Genomic DNA, 9,608 nt, shown 5'->3' with positions numbered 1-9,608 from the left:
GGGTCACGGTCGCGGTCCTGGTGATCGGGCTCGTGGCCGCCGGTCTCGGCACCATGGTGTTCCTGCGCACGACCCTGCTCGCCAACCTCGACTCGACCCTGCTCCAGCTGGCGCAGGGGCCGGTGGCGAACACGCTCCTCGACGTCTCCGTCGAGGACGGGGAGGTCGTCTTCACGCCCAAGGACAACCCGCCGGGCACCGACTACTTCCTGGCGATCTACCGCGCCGACGGTTCGGCGGTCGCGCAGGCGGGCGGCGGCGGGTCCGATGTCGTCCCGGCCTATCCCGCCTCCATCGCCCTCGACCGCGCCTACGCCGCGCAGGGTCAGGTCTTCGAGATCAAGGGCTCGAACGGCACGCACTTCCGCGCGACCCTCAGCGTGACCGAGGTGCAGGGCACGAGCGACCTGTTCACGCAGCTGGTCGCCATCTCGACCCTGCCGACCGAGCGGGTCGTGGCGACGTACCTCGGCATCTACACGCTCCTCGCGCTGGTGACGGTCGTCGCGAGCGCCTTCCTGGTGCGGATGGTGGTCACCCTCACCTTCCGCAGCCTCGGTCAGGTGGAACGCACCGCCGAGGCCATCGCCGGCGGCGACTTCAGCCAGCGCATGACCGACATCGAACCGGCCACCACCGAGGTCGGCCGGCTCAAACGCGCGATCAACGCGATGCTGGGGCGTGTGGATGCGTCCCTCAGCGAGCGCGACGCCACCGTCCGTCAGATGCGCCGCTTCATCGGCGACGCCAGCCATGAGCTGCGCACCCCCCTGGTGACGGTCCGCGGGTATGCGGAGCTGTACCGGATGGGGGCGATCTCGGATCCCGAGGCAACCGGCCAGGCGATGGAGCGCATCGAGAAGGAGGCCATGCGGATGACCGCCATGGTCGAGGACCTCCTCGCGCTCGCCCGGCTGGACGAGCGCCGGGCGGTCGTCCTCACCCCGGTCGACCTGCGCCCGATCGCCCGCGACGCCGCACTCGACGTGCGCGCCGCGGCACCGCAGCGCACCGTCACGGTGCTGGACAGCGCCCCGGTTGCGGGCACCCTGCAGACTCCTCCGGTCTCCACCGCCCCCACCGAGTCGCCGATGAAGCGGCGCGGTCCCGTACCCACCGCCGCGATCGGGCTGGCCTCGCGCCTGCGGCGAAAGCCCAAGGGCGAGACCGGAGAGATCACGCCGCTGCCCGTTCCGTTCGAGGAGGCCAAGCCGATCTCCGCGCCCATCGTCACCGGTGACGAGAACCGCATCCGCCAGGTCGTCGCGAACCTCCTCGGCAATGCGCAGCGGTTCTCCGCCCCGGACGCTCCCATCGAGCTGCGGGTGGGCACGGACACGGAGGCCGGCATGGGGTGGATCGAGGTCATCGACCACGGCGAGGGCGTCCCCGAGCAGATCCGGACGCAGATCTTCCAGCGGTTCTGGCGTGCCGACACGTCCCGGGCCCGGGAGACCGGCGGTTCCGGGCTGGGCCTGTCGATCGTCGCCTCCATCGTGGAGACCCTGCACGGCACGGTCGAGGTCACCGACACCCCCGGCGGCGGTGCCACCTTCCGCGTGGCGTTCCCCCTGGCCCCGGGCCCGGACGGCGACGAGACGCCGACTCCCGGCGATGCCGAGCCCGCCACCGACCCCGCGTCCACCGACCCGGCTGCCTGACCGGGGGGGGGCCTGACCGGGGGCTCCGCTCCTGCCCACAGGGGGTTCCGCTCCTCCCCACCGGGGGCTCCGCTCCTCCCCACCGGCGGTTCCGCTCCTGCCCACGGGGGGTTCCGCTCCTCCCCACCGGCGGTTCCGCTCCTCCCCACCGGCGCAGGGGTGCTGCCCGTCCCCCGTTGCCTCGTGCGCGCCGGGCTCGGAACCTGTGGTTCTTACGCTGAAGGCTCCTACGAGAAAGGGAGTCTCCATGGCCGTCTTCTCCGTCGACAGTGATGCCGTCATCGCCGCGACCGCCACCATCCGCGGCACCGCCGACCGCATCCAGGGCGAAGCCACGTCGCTCATGTCCCAGTTGCAGGCGCTGCAGTCGTCCTGGACGGGCGCGGCCTCGGGCATGTTCCAGGGCAGCGTGGAGCAGTGGCGCGCCGCGCAGCGGACGGTCGAGGATGCGCTCGGCACCATCCACCTCGCTCTCGCCGCCGCCGGTCAGCAGTACGCCGAGGCGGAGCAGGCCAACATGGGACTGTTCCGCTGAGGACGGGGGCCGGGAGCTCGAGCCGACTGCCGTCCGCGATCGTCGCCGCCCAGGTCATCCCTGCGGCGGCCTCGACCCCGCTTCCCGTCGAGGTGCGGAAGCCGCGTCGGCGGGTATCCCGTTCGACGCCTTCCCCGCGGTGAACAACGCCTTCGTGGACGGCATGCATGCGGGACTCTGGGTCGCCGCGGCGCTGTGCGCGGTCATCGCAGCGCTGGTCCTCATCGCCATGCGCGAGCCGCAGCGGCGCGAGGTCGAAACGGTGCTGGAAGAGACCGTCGAGGGCGCGGCCGGTCACCTCTGATCCCACCACTCCGCGGGCTGCGCCGATCCGCACAGCCCCCGGGGTTGCGCCGATTCGCACAGCCCCCGGGGTTGCGCCGATTCCGAACACAACGGCGGAGCTCCCGCCCAACACGCCGAGATCCGGCCCGCCGGGCCGGCGCGTCACGGGCCATCTGTGCCGCTGTGCGCGGATGTCGGGGCGCGGATGCCGTGTGCCGATGCGTCCCAGATTCAGCGGGCGCTCCGTTTCGCCATCCATCACAGGGTTGCGCATCGCGGGGGGCCATGCTGGCCATGCCCACACAACGGCACCCATCACCGCCGCACCGCCCACAGCACAACGGCGGAGATCCGGCGCGACACCCCGAGGTCCGAGCGCCCCGCCCGGCGCGTCACCGCCCATCTGCGCCGTCGTGTGGGTGCCTGACCGCGGATGCCCTGTGCCGATATGCCGATGTGCCGGCCGCAGATTCCGGGGGCGCGGGTCCGTTGCGGTATCCGTCACAGGCGCTCTGCATCCCGAGGGCCCCGCCGGCAATGTCCAGGCAACCGCACCCAAAGACACCCACACCCCCGGCACAGCGGCGGAGATCCCGCACAACACGCCGAGGTGCGGCCGGATGGCTCGGCGCGTCACCCCCTGTCTGTGCTGTTGTGCTCGGATGCGGTGTGCCGATGTGCGACAGATGCCCGGGCGCGGGTGCCGCTGCGTCATCCGTCACAGGTCTCTGCATCCCCGATGCCCCCGCCGGCCATGTCCACGCGACGGTCCCCGAGATCCGCCACCGCCCACAGCCCAACGGCGGAGATCCGGCGCAACACCCCGAGGTCCGAGCGCCTCGCCCGGCGCGTCACCGCCCATCTGTGCCGTTGTGCGCGGAGGCGGGAGGGGCGGATGTGCGGCGGGCGGGTGCCAGCCCGTGCACACCACCCGGGAACAACAAGATGGGCCCCTCCCGGAGGAGGGGCCCATCTCAGTGGTTCTGATCAGATCAGAAGTCCATGCCACCCGTCGGGTCGCCGGCCGGAGCCGACGCCTTCTCGGGCTTGTCCGCCACGACGACCTCGGTCGTCAGGAACAGGCCGGCGATGGATGCTGCGTTCTGCAGCGCCGAGCGCGTGACCTTGGCCGGGTCGATGATGCCCTGTGCGAACAGGTCACCGTACTCGCCCGTGGCCGCGTTCAGGCCGTGACCGACGGGAAGGTCGGCGACGGTGTTCGCGACGACGCCCGGCTCGAGACCGGCGTTGAGCGCGATCTGACGCAGCGGCGCCTCGATGGCAACCTTGACGATGTTCGCACCGGTCGCCTCGTCGCCCTCGAGCGACAGACCCTCGAACGCGACCTTGCCGGCCTGGATGAGCGCGACGCCACCACCGGGGACGACACCCTCTTCGACGGCAGCCTTCGCGTTGCGGACGGCGTCCTCGATGCGGTGCTTGCGCTCCTTGAGCTCGACCTCGGTCGCCGCACCCGCCTTGATGACGGCGACGCCGCCGGCGAGCTTGGCGAGACGCTCCTGGAGCTTCTCGCGGTCGTAGTCGCTGTCGGTGTTCTCGATCTCGCGACGGATCTGGGTCACGCGACCCTCGATCTGGCTCGAGTCTCCGGCACCCTCGACGATGGTGGTCTCGTCCTTGGTGATGATGACCTTGCGGGCACGGCCGAGCAGGTCGAGGGTGGCGTTCTCGAGCTTGAGACCGACCTCCTCGGTGATGACCTGGCCACCCGTGAGGATCGCGATGTCCTGCAGCTGGGCCTTGCGGCGGTCGCCGAAGCCGGGAGCCTTGACGGCAGCCGACTTGAAGATGCCGCGGATCTTGTTGAGCACGAGCGTGGCCAGAGCCTCGCCCTCGACGTCCTCAGCGATGATCAGGAGTTCCTTGCCGTCCTGGATCACCTTGTCGACGATCGGGAGCAGGTCCTTGATGTTCGAGATCTTCTGGTTCGCGATCAGGATGTAGGGGTCTTCGAAGACCGCTTCCTGACGCTCCGGGTCGGTCACGAAGTAGGGGTTCAGGTAACCCTTGTCGAAACGCATACCCTCGGTGAGCTCGAGCTCGGTGCCGAAGGTGTTGGACTCCTCGACGGTGACCACACCCTCCTTGCCGACCTTGTCGATCGCCTCGGCGATGAGTGCACCGATCGCGGGGTCTGCGGCAGAGATCGACGCGGTGGCGGCGATCTGCTCCTTGGACTCGATCTCCTTCGCGGAAGCGAGCAGCGCCTCGGTCACGGCCTCAACGGCCTTCTCGATGCCGCGCTTGAGCGAGATGGGGTCGGCGCCGGCCGCGACGTTGCGCAGTCCTTCGCGAACGAGCGCCTGAGCCAGGACCGTGGCGGTCGTGGTGCCGTCACCGGCGACGTCGTCGGTCTTCTTGGCGACCTCCTTGACGAGCTCCGCACCGATCTTCTCGTACGGGTCGTCGAGCTCGATCTCCTTGGCGATCGACACACCGTCGTTGGTGATCGTGGGGGCGCCCCACTTCTTCTCCAGAACGACGTTGCGACCGCGGGGACCGAGGGTCACCTTGACCGCGTCAGCCAGGATGTTGAGGCCGCGCTCGAGGCCGCGACGGGCCTCCTCATCGAAAGCGATGATTTTTGCCATGTGTGTGTCGTCCCTCCCGGACGTGGGCTTACCGTCTATTAGCACTCGTCAAACGCGAGTGCTAACTCATTCTGGCACTCGACCCCATCGAGTGCAAGCCACTCCGGACCGACGCGTCACGCGGCGTGACCCGCACGCACGACGACCCCGACGGCTCGGGAGCCGGCGGGGTCGGACGGATGCGGAGACATCCTCAGGCGAGGAGGCGGATCCTCAGGCGAGGACGCGGACCTCCTCGGCCTGCGGGCCCTTCTGCCCGCTTCCGACGGTGAACTCGACCGCCTGTCCTTCTTCGAGGACGCGGAAGCCGGTCATATCGATGTTCGAGTAATGGACGAAGACGTCCTGCCCATCACCGGACGTGATGAAGCCGAAGCCCTTCTCGGCGTTGAACCATTTGACGGTGCCCTGAGCCATGTGAATCTCCTGAAGCGGGTGGAAACGCCTTCATCGTATGTAGCGGGCCCCGCATCCGGGCAGCGAAGTCGGCACTGTTGACACGGGCGCCGTCAACTGTTTACGCCGCGGAAACACGCACCGCCCGGAGGCGGCGCGAGGAGCGCGTCACTCGGCGGATTCGGGCTCCGGAGCCCCGGCGGCGGTGCGGTCGAGACCGATGACGACGGTCAGCTGGGCGGACTGGCTCTCGTCGAGTTCATCGGTGCCCGGGTCGTCGAGCGGCTGGTACCGATCGCTCTGCTCGACCCTGGCTCCGCCGATGACCTCCGCCAACCCCAGCGCGGCGGCCTCGTCGGCGGGGAACGCGTAGTAGACGGTGGTCTCCGGGAAGTCGGTGACGCTCGCCTGACTGGCAAGCACCGAGTCGGCGCTCCATCCGGCGGCGACGATCTCATCCTTCAGGGTCGTGGCCAGGCCCTGCTCGCCGGTCGCGTTGAGCACGACGACGGAGAAGGACGTGTCGACGACGGCGGCCACCTCCGGGATCGGTTCGACGGTGGGTTCCGGGGTCGGGAAGAGCGTCACACGGCCGGATGCCACAAGGCTCCCGAAGATGCCGATGATCACGAGCAGGATCGTCGCGACCAGCGCCCAGAGCGCGATGACGCCCGGTCGCATGCGCGGGTTCTCGGCCCGATGGGCCCCCACCCGTCCCGATCCCTCCGGGAGATCGTCGAAGCGATCACGGGGGAAGCTCTGGCGCGGCACCCCCCGATGCTACCGAACCGATGCCGTGAGCCCGGTCAACCGGCCATCCGCGACGCGCGGGCGCGGCGACGGTCCTCGCGGATGCGGCGGAGCCGCCCGACGAGCATCGGGTCGTGCGCGAGCGCCGCCTCGGTGTCGATCAGGCGGTTGAGCAGTTGGTAGTAGCGGGCGGGCGCGAGCCCGAGCTCGGCACGGATGGCCTCCTCCTTCGCGCCCGCATGGGCGCCCCACCGGGATTCGAAGTCGAGGATGTCGCGGTCCCGGTCGCCGAGCCCCGCCCGGACGGGCGGATCGCTGGGTGCGGGATGGGAGGCGACGGGCACGGTTCCACGCTAACCGCGGAACCCGTCCGCGCCGTGACGCCACTCCACGCTCGCCCCGAGTGGATCGACGGCGGCGAGCACCCCGCCGTCGAGGGCGAGGACGAACCGGCCTGGCGGCCAATCGGCCACGTCGGCGGGATGAGCCCATTCCTCGTGCAGCGACGGCGCGTCGATCGTCACCCAGCGCCCGAGCGAGCGGGCGGCGGCGATGAGCGGCGTCCGGCGCACGCGGGGCACGTGCGCGAGGACCCCGGGCGTCGTGACCACCAGCGTCGCATCCCGGGGAGCGGATGCGGCGAGCGCAGCCAGGACGCCGGGGGACGCCGCATCCCCGCGCACCAGGTTCGGCGGATCCGCCGCCGCGATGTCGGCCGCCGCGATGATCCGCTCGCGCCGCCCCTCCTCCCCCGGCCAGACGAGGCCGGTGAGCCAGGCGCGGTCCGCCGGGGACGCGGGATCGAGCGGCGACAGGTCGATCCCGGCGCGCCACACGACATCGGGCAGCCGTTCGGGGACCGCGCCCCCGCGCCATTCGGATTCGAGGACGACAGTCGACGGCCCGGTCCCGGGATCCAGCCGTGCCACCGATCCGTCCGGCGAGCCATAGGCGTAGGAGTAGCGGTCGGGGTACAGGCACAGCCCGGCGCTCGCCCCGACCTCGAGCAGGGCGATCGGCCCCTCGACCAGCGCGAGGGCGGGGAGCAGGGCCGCGCACCGGAGGGGCTCATTGGTCTGGATGGTGCGCGTCGAGCATTCCGTGACGAGCCGGTCCGCGTTCCGGCGCACCCACTCCGCCCACGCCGCCGGGGGATCCTCGGGGGCCCCGAGCAGCCGACTCACGGCGAAGACGAGCGGAGGCTGGCGATGGGTCGCCGGGATCCGGGCGAGCACGGCCGTCACGTCCTCGTCGTCACAGGCGATGCGTGCCCACGTCGCGTACAGTGCGGATCGTCCCGGAGCCTCGCTCCCGGCGAACCGGTCGTACCGGGTCCTGACGTCGTCGAGCTCGCTCACGCCGTCCATTCTCGCCGTCACGAGCGGAACAGGACGGTGCGGGACGGGGTTGAATGGTGATGAAGGAGGAGCCAATGAGCTACGCAGTGAACAAGTCCGAAGAGGAATGGCGCGAGGAACTGGGTGACGACAAGTACGCCGTCCTCCGCGAGGCCGGGACGGAGCGTGCGTGGACCGGTGAGCTGCTCGACGAAAGCCGCGCGGGGCTGTACGCCTGTGCCGGGTGCGGTTCGGAGCTCTTCAAGAGCGGCACCAAGTTCGACTCGCACTGCGGGTGGCCGAGCTTCTACGAGTCCATCCGCCCGGACGCCGTGGAACTGCTCGAGGACAACGCTCACGGGATGGTGCGCACCGAGGTGCGCTGCGCGACCTGCGGCTCCCACCTCGGCCATGTCTTCCCCGACGGCTTCGGCACCCCCACCGGTGACCGCTACTGCATGAACTCGATCGCCCTGGAGTTCACCCCCGAGGCAGACGACTGATGACCGGCGCCACGGAGGCGATGCGGGCGCGGAGGTCGGTGTCGAAGGTCACCGACGCGGCGCCGGACCATGATGAGCTGGCACGGCTCGTCGCGGCAGCCGGCCGGGTCGCCGACCACTCGTCCCTGCATCCGTGGCGACTCATCGAACTCCGGGGCGAGGACCGCGAGCGGCTCGGCCGTGCGATCCATCAGGCGGAGGGGAAGGACGGCGCGTCGTCCAAGCCCCTGCGCGCACCCCTGCTGATCGCTGTGGTGGCCTGCATCCGCCCGAGCGGCAAGGTCCCCGACTGGGAGCAGGAGGCGGTGGCGGCCGGGGTCGCGCACATGCTCAGCCTCGCCCTCGACGAGCACGGCTGGGGCGTCATCTGGCGCACGGGGCGGTACACCCGCAGCGCTCCCGTCGCCGAGCTCCACGGCCTGCAAGAGGACGAACGTCTGCTGGGGTGGCTGTACGTGGGCGGCAAGCCGGAGCGTGACCGCGAGGGCAAGCAGCACACCATCGATGCGGAGCGGTTCCTCTCGCCGCTGCCGCGCTGATCCGGGTCAGCGGCGCCGCCATCGCGGCACGACGGCGATGACGACGCCCACGAGGGCGATGGCGACCGAGATCAGGGCGATCACCAGCGGCGGGCCGGATGGCGCCGGCCACACCGCGTCGATGACGACGGACGTGACGAGCAGCCCCACGACGGACCCGAGCCCCAGCTGCAACACACCCGTGTGCCGCACGAGCGCGGCGGACAGGAAGATGTAGACCACGCCGATGGCTCCGCCGAGGTAGAGCCAGGGCTCGGTGGGCATCCGCGGGGGTGCGCCCACGATGCCGATCCGGATGGCGGCGGCGAGCGCGAGCACCACCGTCCCGCCGGCGAAGTTCACGAGGGTGGCGGTCAGCGGGCTGCGCACGGCCTGCCGGAGCCGGCCGTTGGTCGCCTGCTGCCAGGCGATCCCCGCCCCGGCGAGGAACGGCAGCAGCAGCATCCACAGCGGCACGTCCGAGACGCCCTCCCCGACCAGGGACACCACGACGGCGGCGAGCGCGAGGACGGCACCGCTCAGCCGGCCGATCGTCACGGACACGACCCCCGCCGGGCCGTACCCCGCCCGGTCGAGCACGAGCCCGTTCACCGTCTGCCCCGCCACGACGCCCACCGTGAACACCGCGACGCCCAGGACGGCGACGGTGAGCCCCTGGGTGGCCACCGTGAGCGCCCCGGCGAGCCCGCCGAGCAGCATCCAGGGCCGTACCCCGCCCTCCCGCACACCGCGGACGAGCCGCCCGAATCCGGCCCGCCCGCCGGGAAGGAGCGCGGAGAGCACGAGGAGGATGCCGAGGCCCGAACCGAAGGAGATGACCGCGGCCACGAAACCGTCCCCGATGGCAGCGCCCAGTGCGCCGTTGATCTGCGCCTGCACGGTCGTGAGGACGCCGACCAGCACCGCTCCGGACAGCGCCACCGCCGCCGGGAGACGCCGAGGGGACGCGGGGGCGCGGCGGGTGGTCACCCCGCGATGTTACGCGGCCGC

General features: G+C 71.0%; 11 protein-coding genes. 5 read left to right on the top strand and 6 right to left on the bottom strand.

The features are described from left to right. Nucleotides 1–53 precede the first annotated feature (53 nt). The 3 genes from F6J84_RS04175 to F6J84_RS15440 all read left to right on the top strand — a co-directional run bounded on the left by F6J84_RS04175 (nucleotide 54) and on the right by F6J84_RS15440 (nucleotide 2,500). Complete coding sequence (locus F6J84_RS04175) at nucleotides 54–1,661, top strand: sensor histidine kinase (protein ID WP_150974677.1); 1,608 nt, start codon at nucleotides 54–56, stop codon at nucleotides 1,659–1,661. Nucleotides 1,662–1,908: 247 nt separating this feature from the next. Then, on the top strand, nucleotides 1,909–2,196 hold the full coding sequence (locus F6J84_RS04170; RefSeq protein WP_150894520.1) for a WXG100 family type VII secretion target: 288 nt from the start codon (nucleotides 1,909–1,911) through the stop codon (nucleotides 2,194–2,196). Nucleotides 2,197–2,350: 154 nt separating this feature from the next. Beyond that, on the top strand, nucleotides 2,351–2,500 hold the full coding sequence (locus F6J84_RS15440; RefSeq protein WP_191905747.1) for a hypothetical protein: 150 nt from the start codon (nucleotides 2,351–2,353) through the stop codon (nucleotides 2,498–2,500). Nucleotides 2,501–3,473: 973 nt separating this feature from the next. Here the strand turns inward: F6J84_RS15440 and groL are convergent. The 5 genes from groL to F6J84_RS04145 all read right to left on the bottom strand — a co-directional run bounded on the left by groL (nucleotide 3,474) and on the right by F6J84_RS04145 (nucleotide 7,606). Further along, nucleotides 3,474–5,093, bottom strand: a complete 1,620-nt coding sequence (gene groL, locus F6J84_RS04165; protein ID WP_150894522.1) for a chaperonin GroEL — start codon at nucleotides 5,091–5,093, stop codon at nucleotides 3,474–3,476. 213 nt (nucleotides 5,094–5,306) lie between these two features. Beyond that, nucleotides 5,307–5,510 carry a cold-shock protein gene (locus F6J84_RS04160; protein ID WP_150971624.1) on the bottom strand — a complete coding sequence of 68 codons (204 nt, stop codon included), beginning with the start codon at nucleotides 5,508–5,510 and terminating at the stop codon, nucleotides 5,307–5,309. A gap of 147 nt (nucleotides 5,511–5,657) precedes the next feature. Further along, entirely contained in the window at nucleotides 5,658–6,260 is a 603-nt protein-coding gene (locus F6J84_RS04155) for a LytR C-terminal domain-containing protein (protein WP_238702592.1), read from the bottom strand. 35 nt (nucleotides 6,261–6,295) lie between these two features. Then, nucleotides 6,296–6,583 (bottom strand): DUF3263 domain-containing protein, encoded by a 288-nt coding sequence (locus F6J84_RS04150; protein WP_150894526.1) that lies wholly within the window; start codon nucleotides 6,581–6,583, stop codon nucleotides 6,296–6,298. Between the two features lie 9 nt (nucleotides 6,584–6,592). Next, a complete protein-coding gene (locus F6J84_RS04145; RefSeq protein WP_191905790.1) occupies nucleotides 6,593–7,606 on the bottom strand; it encodes a DUF2332 family protein in 1,014 nt (337 codons plus the stop codon). Between the two features lie 65 nt (nucleotides 7,607–7,671). On the opposite strand from F6J84_RS04145, the gene msrB reads away from it, so the two are divergent. Both msrB and F6J84_RS04135 read left to right on the top strand, forming a co-directional pair. Then, nucleotides 7,672–8,079, top strand: coding sequence for a peptide-methionine (R)-S-oxide reductase MsrB (gene msrB, locus F6J84_RS04140; protein WP_150894530.1), 408 nt, complete (start codon nucleotides 7,672–7,674; stop codon nucleotides 8,077–8,079). Then, on the top strand, nucleotides 8,079–8,618 hold the full coding sequence (locus tag F6J84_RS04135) for a nitroreductase family protein (RefSeq protein ID WP_238702591.1): 540 nt from the start codon (nucleotides 8,079–8,081) through the stop codon (nucleotides 8,616–8,618). Before msrB ends, F6J84_RS04135 begins: the two co-directional genes overlap by 1 nt. A 6-nt stretch (nucleotides 8,619–8,624) precedes the next feature. On the opposite strand, the gene F6J84_RS04130 is transcribed toward F6J84_RS04135, so the two are convergent. Beyond that, complete coding sequence (locus F6J84_RS04130; protein WP_238702590.1) at nucleotides 8,625–9,587, bottom strand: DMT family transporter; 963 nt, start codon at nucleotides 9,585–9,587, stop codon at nucleotides 8,625–8,627. Nucleotides 9,588–9,608 lie beyond the last annotated feature (21 nt).

This window comes from Microbacterium caowuchunii (assembly GCF_008727755.1).
Taxonomy (GTDB): domain Bacteria; phylum Actinomycetota; class Actinomycetes; order Actinomycetales; family Microbacteriaceae; genus Microbacterium; species Microbacterium caowuchunii.
The sequence above is the reverse complement of the archived record's forward strand: the minus strand, read 5'-3'. Positions and strand labels throughout refer to the sequence as shown.